The organism is Gordonibacter sp. RACS_AR49 (assembly GCF_030418435.1).
In the GTDB taxonomy this organism is placed as follows: Bacteria; Actinomycetota; Coriobacteriia; order Coriobacteriales; family Eggerthellaceae; genus Gordonibacter; species Gordonibacter urolithinfaciens.
The window spans coordinates 199,787-218,538 of record NZ_JAIUDM010000002.1; the positions used below are offsets into that span (position 1 = coordinate 199,787).

Annotated in this window: 16 protein-coding genes; 12 read left to right on the plus strand and 4 right to left on the minus strand. The window is 66.8% G+C overall.

Features of this window, described 5'->3' with window-relative positions; genetic code table 11:
* The first annotated feature begins 216 nt into the window (after nt 1-216).
* The 3 genes from LB310_RS05465 (at nt 217) to LB310_RS05475 (ending at nt 3,480) form a co-directional block, all read left to right on the plus strand.
* A complete protein-coding gene (locus tag LB310_RS05465; RefSeq protein ID WP_123672753.1) occupies nt 217-1,149 on the plus strand; it encodes a branched-chain amino acid transaminase in 933 nt (310 codons plus the stop codon).
* A gap of 269 nt (nt 1,150-1,418) precedes the next feature.
* The gene (cimA, locus tag LB310_RS05470; RefSeq protein ID WP_301154718.1) at nt 1,419-3,011 is read left to right on the plus strand and encodes a citramalate synthase; all 1,593 of its coding nucleotides are present in this window, start codon (nt 1,419-1,421) and stop codon (nt 3,009-3,011) included.
* Between the two features lie 166 nt (nt 3,012-3,177).
* Nucleotides 3,178-3,480 carry a YerC/YecD family TrpR-related protein gene (locus LB310_RS05475; protein WP_087190205.1) on the plus strand — a complete coding sequence of 101 codons (303 nt, stop codon included), beginning with the start codon at nt 3,178-3,180 and terminating at the stop codon, nt 3,478-3,480.
* A gap of 9 nt (nt 3,481-3,489) precedes the next feature.
* Here the strand turns inward: LB310_RS05475 and LB310_RS05480 are convergent, their stop codons facing one another.
* Nucleotides 3,490-4,452: a hypothetical protein gene (locus LB310_RS05480; RefSeq protein WP_301154719.1), complete on the minus strand. Its 963-nt coding sequence runs from the start codon at nt 4,450-4,452 to the stop codon at nt 3,490-3,492.
* Nucleotides 4,453-4,674: 222 nt separating this feature from the next.
* Between LB310_RS05480 and LB310_RS05485 the strand changes: the two genes are divergently transcribed.
* The 7 genes from LB310_RS05485 (at nt 4,675) to LB310_RS05515 (ending at nt 12,692) form a co-directional block, all read left to right on the plus strand.
* A complete protein-coding gene (locus LB310_RS05485; protein ID WP_301154720.1) occupies nt 4,675-5,637 on the plus strand; it encodes a DUF5692 family protein in 963 nt (320 codons plus the stop codon).
* A 99-nt stretch (nt 5,638-5,736) separates the two neighbouring features.
* Nucleotides 5,737-6,459: a TetR/AcrR family transcriptional regulator gene (locus LB310_RS05490; RefSeq protein WP_367316805.1), complete on the plus strand. Its 723-nt coding sequence runs from the start codon at nt 5,737-5,739 to the stop codon at nt 6,457-6,459.
* A 206-nt stretch (nt 6,460-6,665) separates the two neighbouring features.
* On the plus strand, nt 6,666-7,736 hold the full coding sequence (locus LB310_RS05495) for a C40 family peptidase (protein ID WP_301154722.1): 1,071 nt from the start codon (nt 6,666-6,668) through the stop codon (nt 7,734-7,736).
* A gap of 120 nt (nt 7,737-7,856) precedes the next feature.
* Nucleotides 7,857-8,417, plus strand: a complete 561-nt coding sequence (locus tag LB310_RS05500; protein ID WP_157004674.1) for an NAD(P)H-dependent oxidoreductase — start codon at nt 7,857-7,859, stop codon at nt 8,415-8,417.
* 185 nt (nt 8,418-8,602) lie between these two features.
* The gene (locus LB310_RS05505) at nt 8,603-9,787 is read left to right on the plus strand and encodes an HD-GYP domain-containing protein (RefSeq protein WP_301154723.1); all 1,185 of its coding nucleotides are present in this window, start codon (nt 8,603-8,605) and stop codon (nt 9,785-9,787) included.
* A 66-nt stretch (nt 9,788-9,853) separates the two neighbouring features.
* On the plus strand, nt 9,854-10,411 hold the full coding sequence (locus LB310_RS05510; RefSeq protein WP_087190200.1) for a cysteine hydrolase family protein: 558 nt from the start codon (nt 9,854-9,856) through the stop codon (nt 10,409-10,411).
* A gap of 127 nt (nt 10,412-10,538) precedes the next feature.
* A complete protein-coding gene (locus LB310_RS05515) occupies nt 10,539-12,692 on the plus strand; it encodes a molybdopterin-dependent oxidoreductase (RefSeq protein ID WP_301154724.1) in 2,154 nt (717 codons plus the stop codon).
* A gap of 116 nt (nt 12,693-12,808) precedes the next feature.
* On the opposite strand, the gene LB310_RS05520 is transcribed toward LB310_RS05515, so the two are convergent.
* The 3 genes from LB310_RS05520 to LB310_RS05530 form a co-directional block, all read right to left on the minus strand.
* On the minus strand, nt 12,809-13,480 hold the full coding sequence (locus tag LB310_RS05520) for an NUDIX hydrolase (protein ID WP_278805899.1): 672 nt from the start codon (nt 13,478-13,480) through the stop codon (nt 12,809-12,811).
* Between the two features lie 131 nt (nt 13,481-13,611).
* Nucleotides 13,612-14,361, minus strand: a complete 750-nt coding sequence (locus LB310_RS05525; protein ID WP_278805897.1) for an NAD-dependent protein deacylase — start codon at nt 14,359-14,361, stop codon at nt 13,612-13,614.
* 103 nt (nt 14,362-14,464) lie between these two features.
* The gene (locus LB310_RS05530) at nt 14,465-14,929 is read right to left on the minus strand and encodes an Hsp20/alpha crystallin family protein (protein WP_087190197.1); all 465 of its coding nucleotides are present in this window, start codon (nt 14,927-14,929) and stop codon (nt 14,465-14,467) included.
* A 1,244-nt stretch (nt 14,930-16,173) separates the two neighbouring features.
* Here LB310_RS05530 and LB310_RS05535 point away from each other — a divergent pair.
* Entirely contained in the window at nt 16,174-16,869 is a 696-nt protein-coding gene (locus tag LB310_RS05535) for a cytochrome c3 family protein (RefSeq protein WP_278805895.1), read from the plus strand.
* A complete protein-coding gene (locus LB310_RS05540; RefSeq protein ID WP_278805893.1) occupies nt 16,862-18,601 on the plus strand; it encodes an FAD-binding protein in 1,740 nt (579 codons plus the stop codon). The genes LB310_RS05535 and LB310_RS05540 overlap by 8 nt, the downstream gene beginning before the upstream one ends.
* Nucleotides 18,602-18,752 lie beyond the last annotated feature (151 nt).

The following is an 18,752-nucleotide window of genomic DNA, read 5'->3' on the forward strand; positions in this document are numbered from 1 at the left end:
TTCCGCACGTCTGCTTTCGGTGCCGGTTTTCTGTCTCTTCGCCGGAAACCGCAACGCACTTTAGTCTATTGGAGTACAATGGGCGAACGATCAAGAACGATACCCGCACGTCAGACCGCATGGGCTCGTTCGCCCGCCCGATTGCCGGCACGGCCGGGAACGGGGCGAACGATTGCATGCGGCGGCGTCCGAACCGAGGCGAGAAGGGACGCGATCATGGCCGACATCACCGAAGTGGACTACATCTGGAAGAACGGGGAGATGATCCCCTGGGCCGAGGCCACCACGCACATCTTGTCCCACTCGCTGCACTATGGCTCCGGCGTGTTCGAGGGCATCCGCTGCTACAAGAATCCCGAGAACGGCAAGAGCTACGTGTTCCGTCTGCGTGACCACATGGAGCGTCTGCACCGCAGCTGCAAGATCGCCTGCATCGAGCTGCCCTACACGGTGGACGAGCTGTGCGACGCCACCGTGGAGCTCATCCGCAAGAACAACCTGCCGTCGTGCTACATCCGCCCGCTCGTGTACCGCGGCTACGGCGTGATGGGCGTCGATCCCACCGGCTCGCCCACCGACGTGGCCATCGCCGTGTGGCCGTGGGAGAGCTATCTGGGTGCCGACGCGCTGGAGAACGGTGTGGCCGTGGGCGTGTCGTCGTGGCGCCAGCGCTCGAACAACGCCATCCCGCCCGCGGTGAAGAGCACGGCTTCCTACATGAACTCCATCCTGGCGAAGCTCGAGGCCAAGGAGCACGGCTATGCCGAGGCTATCATGCTGAACGAGGCGGGCCTCGTGTGCGAGGGCACCGGCGAGAACCTGTTCATCGTGCGCGACGGCGTGCTGTCCACGCCGCCCCTGTCCGATGGCCTGCTCGAGGGCATCACGCGCGACACGGTGCTGTGCCTGGCCGACGACTTGGAGATTCCCGCCATCGAGGAGAGCCTCACGCGCAGCGACCTCTACATTGCCGACGAGGTGTTCATGACCGGTTCCGCCGCCGAGCTCACGCCCATCGGCAGCGTCGACGGCCGCGAGATCGGCAAGCCGGGCGAGGTCACCCGCGCCCTGCAGGACCGCTACTTCGCCGTAGCCTACGGCCAGATCGACGACTACGCCGACTGGTTGACCGAGGTTCCGTCGGCTTAGCCGCCGCTGGAACCCGCCGACGTTCGAAGTTCCGCCGGCCTGCCGGCCGCCGGAACCCGCCGACGCTGCGGGGCGCCGAGGCATCCGATCTTCGCGCGATGCCGCGGGCTTGCGTACCGAAGTACGCGGCGCCCCCGCCATCCCACGAATCTCGGGCACCTCGGCGCCCCTCGCTGGCTTACTACGCCAACCTGCGCGGTTGTTTTCGCGCTTCGCGCGAGGGGGCGGTCAAGGGATCGCCCCCTCATCGACCTGGAAAGGACGCGTTCTTGACGAGGATCTTCACCTACGACAGCACGCTGCGCGACGGGGAGCAGAGCGAGGGCATCACGCTCTCGCTCGAGGACAAGCTGCGCATCGTGGAGAGGCTCGACGCATTCGGCGTCGACGCTATCGAGGGCGGCTTCCCGGCGTCGAACCCCAAGGACATCGCGTTCTTCGAGCGCGTGCAGGAGCTGCCGCTCAAGCACGCGCGCATCGCGGCGTTCGGCTCCACCTGCAAGAAGGGCGTGGCGGCGGCCGACGACCAGGGGTTGGCCGATCTCCTTGCCAGCGGCGCACCCATCGTAACTATCGTTGGCAAGACATGGGACGCGCAGGTCACGCGCGCATTGCTCACCACGCTCGACGAGAACCTGCGCATGATCCGCGATTCGGTGGCGCACCTCAAGCAGCAGGGCCGCGAGGTGGTGTTCGACGCCGAGCACTTCTTCGACGGCTACAAGGCCAACCCCGCCTACGCGCTTGCCTGCGTGCGTGCGGCGAGCGAGGCCGGGGCCGACTCCATCGACCTGTGCGAGACGAACGGCGGCGCGCTGCCACACGAGGTGGGAGAGATCGTGGCCGCCGTCGCGTGCGAGCTGCCGGGCCAGCGCATCGGCATCCACTGCCACAACGACTCGGGCTGCGCCGTGGCGAACACGCTGGCCGCCGTGCGCGCCGGGGCGACCCAGGTGCAGGGCACCGTCAACGGCTTCGGCGAACGCGTGGGCAACTGCGACCTGCTCACCACGATCGCCGACCTGGAGCTGAAGATGGGCTGCACCACCGTCGGCCCCGACAAGCTGCGCCAGCTGACCAGCGTGTCGCAGTTCGTGGCCGAGACGTGCAACATGGCCGTGCCCGCGCACCATCCCTACACGGGCGCGTCGGCGTTCGCGCACAAGGGCGGCCTGCACGCCAGCGCCATCGCGCGCTTCCCCGAGGCGTACGAGCACGCGCGCCCCGAGAGCGTGGGGAACGCTACGCGCATGCTGGTGAGCGAGCTGGCGGGCAAGGCGTCGCTCGTGGCGAAGGCCGCCAGCCTGGGCGTCGACCTGGCCGAGCATCCCGAGCAGGCGCAGGCCATCCTCGACGACATCAAGGCGCGCGAGGCGCAGGGCTACTCCTACGAGGTGGCCGACGGCTCGCTGGCCGTGCTCCTGCAGTGGCATCTGGGCACCTACCGGCCGCACTTCACGCTGGAGAGCTTCCGCGTTATCGTGGACGATCACGAGGATACCGGCGCCCGCGCGAAGGACGCCATGAGCGAGGCCACCATCAAGATACACGTGGGAGACGAGCGCTTCGTGGCCACGGGTGAGGGCACCGGTCCCGTGGGCGCGCTCGACAACGCGCTGCGCCTGGCCATCACGCAGTTCTTCCCCGAGGTGGCGGGCATGGAGCTGGTGGACTACAAGGTACGCATCCTCGACGAGAACGTGGGCACGGGCGCCATCACCCGCGTCGTCATCACCACGCGCGACGCCGACGGCACCTGGGGAACCATCGGCGTCTCCGAGAACATCATCGAGGCATCGTGGAACGCACTGGTCGACTCGATAGAGTACGGCCTTATGAGATGCAACGTTCCGCCGTCCTGACGGACGGCGGAACTGCCCGACGCTGCGGTCTCCCGCAGTGCCCCGTCTTGCCTCTTTTGCGCTTTCCCTCACGTGCGAAGCACGCTCGGCCGCGCAACGAGTCAATACGGAGCACTACGGGAGCCCTCGCTGACATTAGTGGACAGGTAAGGGAAAGTAGGTTGGCATGAGCGATCTCAGGACGCCGGAGGTGGAGGACCTGCTGCGTGTGTTCGCCGCGCTCGACGACGAGGACACCGTCTATACGCTGCTGGAAGACTTGTTCACTATCCGCGAGATCAAGGAGACGTCGCAGCGGCTGGCCGTGGCGCGCCTCCTCGATGCGGGCAAGTCCTACGCTGCCATCGAGGAGGCCACGGGCGCCTCGGCCACCACCATCGCGCGCGTGTCGAAATGCCTAAGCTACGGCTCCGGAGGCTACAACGCCGCCCTCAACGCCCTGGATGACGTGCGGGCCGCGAGCCGGTAGGCTCGCCCGTCACCCTGCGGCGGGCGCGGCGTCGTCGTCCGGGAGCGCGGGGGCCTGCGGCTTGCCCGCGGCCGGCGCGGGCAGCGCCACCGGGTCGCCGTACTCGTCGATCGTGCCGTTCGCGCGTCCCTCCAGGTAGATCGCGCGTGCCTTGCCGCGGCGGAACGACACGTCGGCGCGGCCCGTGTGCAGCTGGTAACAGTACCAGAACACGAACGGGATGCCGATGATGCCGTTGAACAGGCCCCATCCCGCCATGAAGTCGGGGTTGAACCAGGCGGCGCTGTTCATGATGGTGGGGAAGAGTGCCGGGAAGCAGCTGCGCAGCAAGAGGTGCGCGCCCAGCGTGTAGATGCGCCCGGTGATGTAGAGTTCAGGCCGGCGCATGACGATGGGGTACAGCTCGGCCGCCGCCAGGATGCAGCAGGTCGAGGCGAAGAACTCGTGGCCCTCGGCGTACACGAAGCACGCGTTCCAGGTGGTGTACAGGAAGTTCCACATGGGCACGGTGTAGGACAGGATCTCGCCGTGGCTCGAGGTGTCGTACTTCCAGAACTTGTCGCCGAGGGGCATGGTGACGCACAGGATGAAGCCGGCGAGCGCGTTCATCATGTTGCCCATCTGCACGTCGCGCAGCGTGGCCTCGGCGATGTTGCAGAACACGATTCCGTAGAGCGCCCAGCGCACCCAGCGCTTGCGCATGGTCCGCCAGAACAGCGTGTCCTTCTGCTCCACGGCGGCGATGCGCCCGAGGCCGGCGAAGATGAGCGGCAGGATGACGGAGAGGTTCTTGGCCCAGCGGAACCAGTCGTCGCCGGGAATGTTGGCTATCCACAGCGGAATGGTGACGAGCGACACCACCCACACCCACATCGACGTGCGGTAATGCCGTCGCATGAACTCGGTGAGCAGCATGAGCAGCACGGTGTACGCAACCATCGAGATCGGTGTGACCCACACAGGCACGGTCATGGCGAGGCCCCTTTCCCCGGTGAAGCGGCTGCTGCCGTGGAACGGCATGCGATGCCGGCAACGTTGACGCCGCCAGTCTAGCATCGCCGGCCTCGCCGCTTCTTTCACAAACCGTCCGGCTTTGTGAAAGACTTCGACCGCGCACGCTCCGTATACTGCGGGCAGGCGCGCGGCGGGCGAGGGGCCCATCCGCGCAGGGACTCGCAGAAGGGGGCGATCCTCATGGGCATTCTGTATCAGGCCGAAGATCCGCTGTATTGGGCCATCTGGCTGTTCATCCTGTTCGCGCTCATGGCGTTCAACGAGCTGGGTCGGGTGAAGCTGTGGGCGGGCATCGTGCTGTTCGCGGTGGTGCCGCTCGTGCTCACCGTGTTCGTGTGGCCCACCACGGCCGCGCCGGGCAACCCGTACGGCACGGGCACGTGGTTCAACTGGGTGAAGACGTACTCGGCGCTGGCGGGCTGCCTCGGCTTCATCGCGCTGCGCTTCGTGAAGTGGCGCGGGGCCGACGGCCGCACCCATCACCTGTACGAGAAGCGCTGGGCGCTCTGCTTCCCGCCGCTCATCTTGGCCGTCAACATCGCCGAGGCCGTGATCCGCGACTTCCAGGTGTTCAGCTTCGGCTTGTGGCAGGGCGGCATCGTCGAGAACCTGTGGACCATCTCCGGGCCGTGGAACATCATGAACGGCATCGCCGGCATCCTGAACATCGTCACCATCTGTGGCTGGTTCGGCATTTTCATCTCGAAGGACTCCGCGCGCGACATGATCTGGCCCGACATGATTTGGGCATGGATCATCGCCTACGATTTGTGGAACTTCGCCTACACGTACAACTGCATCTCCGACCACTCCGCGTACTGCGGCCTGGCGCTCTTGCTGGCGTGCACCATCCCCACGTTCTTCATCAAGAAGGGGGCGTGGCTGCAGCACCGCGCGCAGACGCTCGGGCTCTGGATCATGTTCGTGATGACGGTGCCGCAGTTCGCCGACGTGCTGGCCCCCATCCCCACCACGCACAACCCTGCGGCGTTCTTCGTGGTCAGCCTGCTGGCGCTCGCGTCGAACGTGGCGCTGGCCGCCTACCAGTTCCGTCGCATCCGCCAGCGCAAGCTCAACCCGCTCACCGACGAGCTGTACGCCGACACCAAGGCCTACCAGCGGGTCGTGGAGGAGAACCGCTAGGCGCGCCCCATGACCGACGCCGGGCATCTCCCGTATAATGGACGCGAGCAGCACCGTCCTACGCGCGTCCATGCGCGCTTCGCGGCGAGGGGAGATGCCATGCGGCTGGGCACGAGGCAGACCAGGTACGAGCCCGCGCGGCGCGAATGCGGGCGCGCCCTCAGCGAGAGCCGCCGCCTCACCGGGCCGGCCGGCGACATCATGCTGGCGGCGCGCTCCCTGTTCGAGCGCCAAGGAGTGGCGAAGACCACGGTGAAGGACGTGGCCGCCGAGGCCGGCGTCACGCGCGAGCTCGTGTACTACTACTTCGAGAACAAGCAGGCCGTCATCGACGCCGTGCTGGACGACTACGTGGAAGACCTCGTGGAGAGCGTCATCGTGTGGAACGAGTCGCGCCGCTTCGGCGACACGCCGGGGTCGCTGCGCGCGTGCATCGCCACGTTTCGCCGCGCGCTCTACGACGCCGAGGGCAACCAGCGCCCCATGATAGCCGTGCTGGAGGAGCTGGGCGTGCGCGACGCGTTCGACGTGCGCGCCGTGCGCGAGACGGTGGACTGCATCAACGACAACATCGTGGCCGAGTACGCGGCGTACCACCAAGTGGAGATCGAGTTCGTGTACGAGATGTTCTGCGTGGTCATCTTCGGCCTGGTGGGCCTTGTGAAGATCAACCCCGCCATCTCAGACGAGGCGCTCATGAAGGTGGTGGAGCAGACGCTGCATTTGGATATGGAGCCGCTCGAGGCGCCCGAGGCGGGGGGAGCCGAGGGTGCGGGCGAGACTGCAAAGGCCGGGGACGCTGCGGGCGAAGCGCCCCGATGAGCGCCGGGCGCTCGGCGAAGAGAGATACACCACCCCAACCCACCTGCGGCTACGTGCGAAGCGTGAAGATTGGCGCGCGCGTTGCCGGAGCGTGTTATAGTCGTCACCGACGCGTTGACTGTGGAACGTCTGGCATTTATATGCTTTTGACCTCGCATTACACCGAACGAGGCGGCGTGTCCCGGATCGCGAGGGAGGTTTGAGGAATGAGCGAATCCACGCGCGGCCTTGATCGCCGCACGTTTTTGACAGGCGCTGCCGCACTGGGCGCGGCCGCGCTTTTGAAGCCGGCTCTGGCATTCGCCGAGCCCACGGCCGCCGACAAGCTGGCCGAAGCCGACGCCGTCCGCGCGCGCATCGTGGACATGCAGGCGCAGCTGGACGTGGTCACGGAGCAGTATTACAAGGCGCTCGACGAGCACGCGGCCGCTCAGCAGGCCGTCGCCGACGCCCAGGCGCGCATAGACGAGGCGACCGCGCAGATCGCCGGATTGCAGGAGAAGCTGGGCTCCCGGGCCCGCAGCATGTACCGCACCGGGCAGTCCTCGGTGCTCGACTTCATCATGGGCGCCGCCACGTTCGAGGAGTTCGCCCAGAATTGGGATCTGCTGGAGAAGCTGAACGACAACGACGCCAGCCTCGTGCAGCAGACGAAGGACCTGCGCGCCGAGGTTGAGGCTGCCAAGGCAGAGCTTGAGCGTCAGGAGCAGATCGCAGCCGAGGCGGCTGCCGAGGCTCAGCGCATCAAGGAGGATGCCGAGCGCTCGGTGGCGGAGCTGCAGGCATTGCTCGCCCAGCTGGACGCCGAGGCCCAGGCGCTGCTTGCCCAGGAGCAGGAGGCGGCACGCCAGGCCGAGATCGCCGCGGCGCGCTCGCGTTCGTACGGCTACTCGGGCACGACGTCGCCCGTGCCATCCCGGGGCTCCGTGGTGGACTACGCACTCTCGCGCATCGGCTGCCCCTACGTATGGGGCGCGGCCGGGCCGGATACGTTCGACTGCTCGGGCCTGGTTCGCTGGGCGTATTTGCAGGTGGGCATGTCTCTTCCGCACCAGACCGAGGCGCTGTACAACGCGGCGAAGGCTCGCCTTCCCGTTTCCCAGGCGCAGCCCGGCGACGTGCTGTGGGTGGGCTACGGCGACGGGTACAACGGCCATGTGGGCATCGCCTGCAATGCGGGCGGCACCCACTACGTGCACGCTCCCACGTTCGGCGCCCGCGTGCGCGATACCGACGGCCTCGGCTGGGCCGGTTTCACCCACGCGCTGCGGTTTTAAGCCGCCGCTCGGCTTTACTCGCTTTTCGCATCGCCCGCACCCGCGCCGCTCTCGGTGCGGGTGCGCTATTATAGGACGAGCGCCCTCGAAGGCGCACGATGATATACCGAAGGAGCTTTCATGACTACGTTGTTCGTGAACGCCTGCATGCGCGGGGAGGATTCGCGCACGCTGGCGCTGTGCCGCGAGTATCTGCAGGGCAAGGAAGATGTTGTCGAGGTCGACTTGGCCGCGCTCGGCCTCAAGCCGTTCGATGCCCAGATGGTGGCCTACCGCACCGAGAAGCAGAAGGCGAAGGCATGGGACGATCCCATCTTCGACCTGTCGCACCAGTTCGCCGAGGCCGACGAGATCGTCATCGGTGCGCCCTACTGGGACCTGTCGTTCCCGGCGGCGCTCAAGGTGTATATGGAGCACGTGAGCGTGTGCGACATCGCCTTCCACTACACCGAGGACGCCCGGTGCGAGGGCATCTGCAAGGCGGCCCGCCTCACCTATATCGCGTCGTGCGGCGGGTTCGTGGAGGGCGCGAACTTCGGCTACGAGTACTTCCGCGGCATTGCCAAGATGTTCGGCATTCCCGAGACGCGGTTCGTGGCCGCCGAGGGGTTGGATATCGTGGGCATCGATGTGGAGGCCCAGCTGGACAAGGCCCGCGCGCAGATAGCCGCGCTCGACTAGCATGTCCGCGGCCGCCCATGACGCCGAGGGCCTCGTGGCCCTTGTGCCCCCGCACCTCGACCATCCTGTCCGGTTGTCCGACTACCTTGGTGCAGCTGGCGCGACCGTGATGATTCAGCGGGCGCTCAACTGCGTGGATTCCCGGCTGGTGGATCACGGCCTGCGGGTGGGCGCGATCATGCGCCATGCTCGAGGCGGCTGGGTGGGAGCCGGCAAGGCGTCGCGACGCGTGCCTCATGGCGCTCATGCACGACATCGGCGCCTACCGCACCGAGGAAATCGACCGGCTCGTGGAGTTCGAGACGGGCGCCGTGTGGGAGCATTCGTTCTATGGCTACCTGTTCTTCAAGGAGCTCTCGCCGTTGGCCGACTACGCCGAGGTCGTGCTCTACCACCATATGCCCGATCGCCTGTTCACCAGCCAAGACCCGGCGGTACGCTTTCTCGTGCAGGTGCTGCAGGTGGCCGACCGTGTGGACATGCTGCTGCTGGAGCATCCCCGGGCAGGCGCCGACGAGGTGGCGCATGCGCTGGAGAACGTCCCTGCAGGCCAGTTCTCGCGTGAAGCGACGGCCCTGTTCCAGGAAGCGGAACGGAGCACAGGACTGCTCGGACGGCTGCACGGAGGTTTCGATGTGGAGGACGCGCTGCGCAAGGTGTCGGCCGTGGCCGATCCCGATGATGCCACGGCCTTCCTCGACATGCTCGTGCATGTCATCGACTTTCGCAGCCGCCACACCGTCACCCATACGGTGACCACGGCATGGACGGCCTACGAGATCGCCCGTCGTCTCATGGAGGACGAGGCCGAGAGGGGCCGCGTGTACTGCGCTGCGCTGCTGCACGACGTGGGCAAGATTGGCATCCCCCTCGGCATTCTGGAAAAGCCGGGGCGCCTCGATGCCCGCGAGATGGCCGTCATGCGCACGCACGTGACCCTGACCGAGTCGATCCTGGCCGGCTGCGTGCCCCTCGACATCGCCGCTGCGGCGGCGCGGCACCACGAGAAGCTCGACGGTTCGGGTTATCCGCGCGGTTTAGAGGCTGCCGACCTGCAGATGGCGGACCGCATCATCGCGGTGGCCGATATCGTGAGCGCCCTCGTGGGAACCCGCAGCTACAAGGAGGCGTTCCCGAAAGAGCGGGTGCTGGAGGTGCTGGCCGACCAGCGCGACGGCGGGTTGATCGACGATTCGTGCGTGGCGGTGATGGAGCACCATTACGACGAGTTCATGGCCGTGGTGCAGCGCGCATGCCTTCCCGTCACGGCGCTGTACGAGCGCGTGCAGCAGGAATACCGTTGGCTTTTGGAGCAGCTGGCGCGCCATGAGGCGGGGCCTTTGGCGGAGTCGGCCGCGCCGGTCGGCTGAACGGCGGGTACCCGTGTACCGCTTCAGGCCGATAATGACGGCCGGATGAAGGGGAGGAACAGGATCATGAAACGTTTGCTCGTGGTGGTGGACTACCAGAACGACTTTGTGGACGGGGCCTTGGGTTTTCCCGGTGCCGAGAAGCTGGAGAAGCCCATAGCCGACAAGATCGCCGCATACCGCGAGGCGGGCGACGAGGTGGCGTTCACCTTCGATACGCACCGTCGCAACTACCTTGACACGCAGGAGGGGAAGAACCTCCCCGTGGCGCACTGCGTGGAGGGCACGCCCGGCCACGACCTGTACGGCCAGGTTGCGGACTGCTTGCGCGATTCCGACACCGTGTTCTGCAAGCCGGCGTTCGGCTCGGCTGCATTTTTCGAGCGCTGCCGCCAGTCGCAGCGTGCTGCGGATGCGGTGGGCAAGCTTCCGTTCGCGAGCATCGAGATCGTGGGCCTGGTGTCCAACATCTGCATCATCTCCAACGCTATCCTGGCGAAGACCGCCTGCCCCGAGGTACCCGTTATCGTGGACGCCGCCTGCACGGCCTCGTTCGACCCCGATCTGCACGAGAAGGCCCTCGACGTCATGGAGGGCCTGCAGATACAGGTGATCAACCGCTAGGATCTGCCGGGTAGCAAGCCGTGGACGGGGGCGATGCGGCGACGCGTTCTTGCGCATGCGGCGTTGCGCGCGTATATTCTGCCTTGTCAGGGGAATCATGCCGGTGGGCGACGTGCGAGGGGGAGCCATGGAGACGAAGTATTCGACCTGCGTGTTCTGCGACGGGGGCTGTCGGGTCAAGGGCGAGATCGACGGCGATAGGCTGCGCGTGCTGCCGGCCGACCCGGACTTTCCGGCCATCTGCCCGAAGGCGAACATGGTGGACGCGTACCGGCTGCATCCGGATCGCGTGACCGCGCCGCTGAAGAACGTGGGCGAGCGCGGTGAGCCGCAGTGGCAGGAGGTGTCGTGGGACCAGGCGCTCGACGAGATAGCTGCACGGCTGCAGGGGGTGGTTGACGCGCACGGGCCCGAGGCCGTGGCGTTTGCGGAGATGCCGCTGAACATGGGCTTCGGCGGCATCACCCGCCGCTTTATGAACTGCCTGGGCACGCCGAACTACACGGCGCCGGTGGCCCTGTGCATGGGCAACACCGCGCAGGTCCACCGCGCTGTGTACGGCTGGTTCGCCAGCGCCGATTGGGAGCGGGCCGACTGCATCGTTTACTTCGGACAGGATCGCGACGAGGAGCGCTGGCCGGGCGAGTACCTGGCGCTGAACGCGGCGCTCGAGCGCGGGGCAGTGCTTATCGAGGTCGATCCCCGCGAGACGGCCACGGCGAAGCGCGCGCATTACCACCTGCGCATCCGCTACGGCACCGACGCGGCGCTCGCGCTGGGGTGGATCAACGTCGTCATCGCGGAGGGGCTTTACGACCGTGCCTTCGTGGAGGGCTCGTGCTTCGGTTTCGACGAGCTGGCCGCACGGGCAGCGGAGTACCCGCCCGAGTGCGTGGCCGCCATCTGCGGCATCGAGGCCGACCTTATCCGCGAGACGGCGCGCGTGTACGCGCGGGCGCAGGCGGCTATCATCCCCTGGGGCGTGGTGGGCGACATGCAGCGCAACTCCACGTCGCTTCTGCAGGCGCAGTGCATCCTGCGCGCCCTTTGCGGGTTCGTGAACAAGAACGAGATGGTGTGCGGGCCGGCGCTCGGGGGTGTGGGCAACGCCGAGTTGGCCGCGTTCGAGCTGCTGCCGCCCGAGAAGCGCGCCCTTCAGCTGGGGCGCGGCACCCATCCGCTGCTCACGTTCGCGGCCTCGGACCTCTATCGCCAGGCCAACGAGCGCGCAGGCGTGCCTTACGAGCCCGACCTGCTGGCCGAGTCGTGCGCCTGTGATCCGGCGTCGCTGTTCGCCGCCATGCGCGGCGAGGGCCCCTACCCTGTGAAAGCGTTTTTCTCCGTGGCGAACAACACGGTGATGAGCTACGCGAACCAGCAGGGCATTATCGACGCGCTCATGAACCAGGATCTCGTGGTGGCCTTCGAGCATTGGCTCTCGCCCACGGCCCAGCTGGCCGACTACGTGCTGCCGGGCGACATGTGGGCCGAGCGCGACGTGTTAGGGTCGCCGTTCGACGTGGGGCCGGCCTTCTCGGCGGGGCAGGCGTTCCGTGAGCCGGCGGGCGAGTGCAAGAGCTGGTACTACGTGGTGAAGGGGCTGGCCGACCGCCTGGGCCTTGCGGAGCGTATCCCGTGGGCGAATGAGCACGAGCTGTACGATTGGCGGCTGGCACCGCTCGGCCTCACCTGGGAGGATGCGTGCATGCGGGCGCCGAAGCCCGTCCTGCGCGAGCTGGCGGCGCCGGGACGGTTCGTCACGCCGTCGGGCAAGGTGGAGCTGGCCAGCTCCGTGCTGGCCGAGCTGGGCTTCGACCCGCTGCCTTTCTACGAGGAACCGTCCGACCCCGGCTGCGAGGCGGCGCCGGAGGGCGCGTACCCCTATGTGGCGTTCGCTGGCTTCCGCGAGCGGAAGTCGTACAACACGAATTTGCACCAGATGCCCGCGCTGCGCGCGCAGGAACCGGAACCGCGGTTCTTCATCAACCCTGCCGATGCTGCGGCCGAGGGCATCGGCGAGGGTACATGGTGCTCGGTGGAGACGGCGTACGGGCAGGTGGAGCTGTTGTCCCACCTGGACGAGGCGCAGCCTGCGGGTACGCTGCGCGTGCCGCACGGCTGGTGGAAGCCCGAAACGGCCCCGGGCGTTGCGGCCGGCTTGAGCGGCGCCTGCCTCCACAACGACGGCATGCTGTTCCCCGACGCGGATTGGAACCTCGACCCCGCCCAGGGCGTTCCGAACCTGCGCGGCGGCATCCACGCCCGTGTGAGGGCGAGGTAGCGGGCGGGCGTCGCTCGCTACCTCGCCCCAGCTGCTCGAGCGCCCTGGCAGCGGTCACGCGCGGCGGTGTCCGCGAGCGGTGCGGCCGGGGCGCGCGGGGGTCGAAGGTTCGGCACCTAGCGGCGGCGCGCGAACGCTTCCAGCACGAGTTGCGCGCGAGTGCCGATGGGCGTGTCGTTCTCGGCGAGGAAGCGCGGGACGTCGGCGAGGGGCAGCAGGAACGGCTCGATGAGCTCGGAGGGTTCGGGCTGGGCATCAGCCACGCGCTCCACCTGCGCGAACACCACCTGCACCGTCTCGTCGGTGAGGCCGGTGGACGAGAAGCCCGCCTGCGGCAGCGGGTCGAGCGCCGCGGCGCCCAGGTCGGCGCGCAGCGCATAGCCCGTCTCCTCGCGCAGCTCGCGGTCCACGGCTGCCGCAAGGTCCTCGCCGGGGTCCACGAGCCCGGCAGGAAACGCGATGCACCAGCTGTTCAGCGGGTAGCGGAACTCGCGTATGAGCAGCAGCCGGCTGTCTGGTGTCTGCGGAACGATGCACAGGGCGTCGGATGCCGCGCTCTCGCCGCGCGCGTGCGCCTCCAGCTCGGCGCGGTACGCCTCCGGCCCCTTGCGCGAGGCGCTCTCGTACTCGTAGGCCGAGCCGTCGGGCATCGTGTACGTCAGCACGTACTTCTTTATCCAGCCGTCGGACACTTGGCGCAGGCCGGCGAGCGTGGGCGTGGGCGTGGCGGCGCTGGCGGCGGCATCGGCGGCGGGGACGGCAGGGGCTTTGCTGGCTGCTTCGGGCATGGGGTTGCTCCTTCTCGGTAGCTTGACTCACTGTCCCGCCCGTTTTTTTCCGGGAGCAGGCGCCGATGTTTCACGTGAAACATACGTTCGCGTTGCTCGGCGGAGCGTGGGAGGACGGGTTGCGGTTGCGGCTAGAAGTCGAACGCGTCGCCCACGTTCGCGGCCAGGCAGAGGTCGGCCTGGCGGTCGCGCGGGGTGGGGGTGCGGTTCACGATGACCAGGTGGTCGCCCTGGAAGAAATCGATAAGGCCCGCTGCCGGGTACACGGAAAGCGATGTGCCCGCCACCACCAGGAGGTCGGCATGGGCGATGGCGTCGACGGATCCCTGGAGCGTGCGCTCGTCGAGCGCCTCCTCGTACAGCACGACGTCGGGTTTCACGATGCCGCCGCACGCGGGGCAGCGCGGCACGCCGTCGGCGGCCTCGTCGCGTAGGCGCAGCAGCTCGTCTACCGGGTATGCCGCGCCGCAATCCATGCAGAAGTTCCGCAGCACGCTGCCGTGCAGCTCCAACACGCGCTCGCTGCCGGCCCTCTGGTGCAGGCCGTCGATGTTCTGCGTGACCACGGCGGACAGGGTTCCGGCCCGCTCCAGGTCCGCCAGCTTCCGGTGCGCGCGGTTGGGCTGGGCGTCCAGCGCGAGCATGCGGTCGCCGTAGAAGGCAAAGAACTCCGCCGGATGTGCGTCGAAAAAGCTGCGCGAGATCATCTGCTCGGGTGGATGGGGGTACTTCTGCGCGTACAGCCCGTCGGGGCTGCGGAAGTCGGGGATGCCGCTCTCGGTGGACACGCCCGCCCCGCCGAAGAACACCATGCGTCCCGGCTTCGTCTCGTCCACCCAATGTCGGAACGCATCGATCCCACGCCGCGTCTCGTCGTCCATGGTTCCTCCTTCGATAGTGCTGCGAATGGCTTGCGTCCCATCATAGCAGGAAGGCGACCTTGCGGTCGCCTTCCCTTGCGCACTGGTCGTGTGCCTCGCAGAACTAGCCCTCGATGGCGATGGTCTTCTTCTCCTCGAGCTTCGGCTGCTCCTGCTTCTTCGGCACGGCGATCTTCAGCACGCCGTCCTCGAACTTCGCCTTGATGTCGTCTTCCTCCACGTCGTCGCCCACGTAGAACGTGCGGCTGCACTTGCCGCTGAAGCGCTCCTTGCGCACGTAGGTGCCTTCCTCGTCCTTGTCCTCGGACTCGCTCTGCGTCTGCGCGTTGATGGTAAGGTAGCCATCCTTGAGTTCGGCCTGCACGTCGTCCTTCTTGAAGCCCGGCAGGTCGATGGTCAGCTCGTAGCCGCCGTCCGTCTCCTTGATGTCGGTGCGCATGAGCGTGGGCGACATCTTCTGCATCGCCTGCATCGGGGCCGAGGCCGCGTTGAAGAACGCGTCGAACGGGTCGGTCATCAGCTCGCTCAGCAGGTTGCGGTTCCTCCGCATGGGTACCATCATGGCCATACTAATCACTCTCCTACGTGTCGTGCGAGGCTCGGGCTCCCTTCGGCGGCGCATCCGGCTTGTCGGTCGGGTGCCGGGTCGATTGAGAAAACCTAAGCCTCTATCTGTGCGGTTTTCTCTGTACGAGACTGTTATAAAACGTTGCATTAGCACTGTCAAGCAACGAGTGCTAAAAGTTACGGTTTCGTCAACTTCCGAGTGCGAAAGCGGAGATGCCCGCAACCCTCGCCCCAGAGTATCCCCCGCCGCGCCTGCCTTCCCGCACGTCTATCTGGGGCCGCCAAAGCGAATACCCCTCGCCACATCCCTGTCATGCAGATGCTCCCTTGGGATGAAAGAGAAGGATAGGAGGCGGGGTTGCCGGTCGCGCTCGAGCAACGACTGGCTCTCCTTGGACGGTTCGGGCTTCAGCGGGAATTCGGCTGCCGAAGATGGATGTGAAATATGGGTATAGACGTGCCCAAGGCTTCGATATAAGTGGCACGCGCTTTGGTTTTTTGCTATCATGCAAGACGAGCCGCAGGGAGCTGCTAACTCCCCACGGCTCTCGAATCGCTTCGGCGGTTTGGCTTTGGTTAGCGCTCCTTGTCCTTACGGACGGGGAGCCTTTCTATTATAGCCGCAGTTAGATGCACTGCGCTGGCGATCAGCTCAAGGATTGCCGTAAGCAAAACCAAATCGGTCATGGTTGCCACCCCCTTCCCGTTTCGCCCTGCAAGAGGGGATAAGGTTGGAGAGGGATGTGGCACCGCGCCGCCTCTGCGCTCCGTTCCCCCATCCTACCGCCGCAACCTTGCCGGGCGACCGTAATATCGCCGTCGGGGAATCGTCCCGATCTTGTCCAATCCTTGTGTATCCGCCGTGCCGACCTTGCCGGTATCTTGCATATCCGTCATGCACACCTTGCCGTTATCTTGCACGCCTTTGGCGCAGTTGCCGCATGGTGCGTCGACACCCCTGCGGCCGTAGGCGAAACGAGGCCCCTCCGCCGCTGTGGCGGGTGGCTTCGGCCGTGCACCCCCCCCCGACAACGGGAGGCTTTTGCTGCGCTCTCTCCTCGGCAACGGGCGGCTGCTTCTTCGGAGGGTGGTTTCCCCTCCGTGCCATTCCCTTTCCAATTAAACCTCTCACCAGCAAAAACGTAAAAATGCCCCCACGGGGGTAATGGTCGGTTGCTCCGCTGGCCTGCATCATGCGGCCGAAGGGTTTCATCGATCGAACCAGAGAAGGAGAAGGAGGAGGACATGGTCGACAAGGATAGCGCAGACGGCGCGATCGGGGCTCCGAGTGCCCCGGCTGCTCCCGGTGCCGACAGCGGCCCGGGCGCCTCGAGTGCCCCTGGCACCCCGGCTGCCGGTGCCTCGCAGGATGCCAACCCGGCTGCCCCCGCGCCGAAACGCGCGCGGCGCGGCGTCATCGTGGCGGGCGTCATCGTGGCGGTGGTGCTGGTAGCCGGCATTGGGGCGTGGGTGTGGCACGAGCAGCCCAGCTTCTGCAACGCCATCTGCCACAGCCCCATGGACAAGTACGTGGAGACGTACAGCGAGGGCGACCCGGGCAAGCTGGTCACGCAGCACGCGGCGGCCGGCGACACATGCCTGAGCTGCCACGAGGCCGAGTTCGCCACGCAGGTGTCCGAGGCAATGGCATGGGCGAGCGACAGCTATCCGATGGACGATGCCACGGGCATGCTGGCCACGGGCAAGGAGTTCGCCTCCGAGGAGTTCTGCGCGCGCAGCGGCTGCCACAGCATGGACGAGGTGGTTGCAGGCACTTGGGGCTTCGAGGGCAACGACGAGAAGTACAACCCGCATTCCAGCCACCAGGACTACGCGCTTGAATGCGGCGACTGCCATAAGGTGCATGAGAAGAGCACGCTCGTGTGCAACGAATGCCATGCGCTGACCGCGCCCGAGGGATGGGAGGCTCCCAATGAGTAACGAGCGCAGCGGGCTCTCGCGCCGCAGCTTCCTCAAGGGGGCGGGCATCACCGCGCTCGGCGCCGCCGCAGCGGGTGCGCTGGCCGGGTGCGGCAACGGCTACGCCGTGGATGCCGCCGCAGCCCCCGCTAACGCACGCGTCGGGGAGACGGACACGCCAACCTGGCTGGGATCGGCGCCCGAGGTGCCCGAGGCCGATATCGCCGAGACGCTGGACGTGGAGGTGCTGGTGGTGGGCTGCCGCACCGGTGGGCTGCCGGCCATCATCTCCGCCGCCGAGAACGGCGCTCGCGTGCTGGGCATCGACCGCGTGTCCAAGGTGGCGAACCCGCGCGAGGACATCGGCGCCATCGACTCTGCCCTGCAGAAGGCGTCGTTCGCAGAGTATCCCCAGTTCGAGATCGACAAGATGGAGGCCGTGGAGGACATTGTCCGCTATGCCAACGGCTTCATCAACTACGACCTGGTGAAGCTGTGGGCGAACGAGTCAGGCTCCATGCTGGACTGGATCACCGGCATCGTGGAGCGCGACGGCCGCATGGTCATGAACTTCGAGGGCTCCATCGGCACGACGGGACAGGGCGCGCGCGACAAGGCGTGGGCCACCGGCCACAGTCCCGAGAAAACTGCCCTCTCGAAGGACGACAAGAGCTTCAGCTTCGGCGTATCGCTCATGGAATACGCGCAGGAGAAGGGCGCCGAGTTCCGCTGGAACACCGAGCTGGTGAAGTGCGAGCAGGACAGCTCCGGCCGCGTGACCGGCGTGATCGCCCGCGATGTGAACGACCGCCACTACCTGCGCATCAACGCCAGCAAGGGCGTCATCCTGTCCACGGGCGGCTACGGCAACAACCTGGAGATGATGGAGGCGCGCCAGCCGTGGAACCAGGCGCTGCGCATCGCGGCTCCCGGCAAGGGCGGCAACCCCACGGGCGACGGCATCAAGGCGGCTCTGTGGGCAGGCGGCCAGATGGACCCGATCGGCGCGGCTTGCACGTTCAACCGTGCGTGCTGCAAGCCCGACCAGACGGCTGGCAACGGCACGGTGGGCGAGTGGTTCTGGTTCGGCGAGCAGCCGTTCATGAAGGTGAACCTGAACGGCAACCGCTTCTGCAACGAGTCCGGCCCCTACGACTACATGCTGCATTCCGCTTACATGCAGCCGCACCACACGTACTGCGACATCTGGGACGCGAATTACGCCGAGCAGGTGCGCCAGATGAACGAAGTGGGCTGCTGCCGCCTGTACCCGTTCGACAACGGCGCGCCGTCGAACCGCACCATCGAGTCCATGGCCTCCGAGTTCGAGAAGCTCATCGAGGCCGGTTACATCCAGCAGGCCGACACCATGGAGGAGCTGGCCGAGAAGCTGAACATCCCCGTGGAGAATACGGTGAAGTCGTGGCAGCGCTACAACCAGTTCGCCGAGCAAGGGCGCGACGAGGATTACAACAAGGAAGCGTACCGCCTGATAAAGCTGGACACGCCGCCGTTCTACGGCGTGCGCACCGGCGCCTGGTTCCTGGCCACGCTCGACGGCGTGATGATCGACACGGATATGCATCCCGTGCGCGAAGACGGCACACCGGTGGAGGGCCTGTACCTGACCGGCGACTGCTCGGGCGGCTTCTTCAGCGTGAGCTATCCGAACCTGTTCACGGGCCTGGCCTGTGGTCGCACGATGACCTTCGGCCGCCGCGCCGGCATGCTGGCCGCCACCGGCCAGGCATAGAGCCTGCTGGCCGTGCCCGCCGGCAACCGCAGCCGGCCGGCCCCCCCCCGCGGCTTCCGGGCGGCGCGTTCCCCTTCGCGCCGTCCGTGCCACCCACCAACCCCTGCGGCAGGCTCGGACTCTTTCCCTCTTTCACCCGAGCCTGCCGCTT